The 306-nt window shown below is 35.9% G+C and carries 2 pseudogenes; one reads left to right on the forward strand and one right to left on the reverse strand.

Annotated elements, in window-relative coordinates:
- A pseudogene (locus ACFINC_RS10920) lies at window positions 1-86 on the forward strand (oxidoreductase); the annotation flags it as partial.
- A gap of 68 nt (window positions 87-154) precedes the next feature.
- Here ACFINC_RS10920 and ACFINC_RS10925 read toward each other — a convergent pair.
- Window positions 155-306, reverse strand: a pseudogene (locus ACFINC_RS10925) (CDP-diacylglycerol--serine O-phosphatidyltransferase); the annotation flags it as partial.

The raw sequence follows: 306 nt of genomic DNA on the forward strand, positions 1-306 counted from the left end.
ATTTGCTCTCACCTGATTTAAAGGAAACTGGAAAACTCTTTAATGTCCGTGAAAATCGGTTTGTGGATTATTATGCCCCTCATTGATATCATCTGAAATGTAAATAGACCAATCTCTCTCTTTCCTGCACTTCTTAACAAAAGAATGAAGCAGTTTATGATTCTTGGCTAGCTTTTTTAGCATCAGCCTTTTTCTCTTCTAAAGCGGCCCGTTTATTATAAGCAACGAAACTACAGGGGAGAAAAATCATATAGCTAACAGCTGTAATCAATAAAGTTTTCCATGTGTAAGTCGCAAGAAAAACGA

The organism is Bartonella sp. AP58NXGY (assembly GCF_042195785.1).
Lineage (GTDB): Bacteria > Pseudomonadota > Alphaproteobacteria > Rhizobiales > Rhizobiaceae > Bartonella.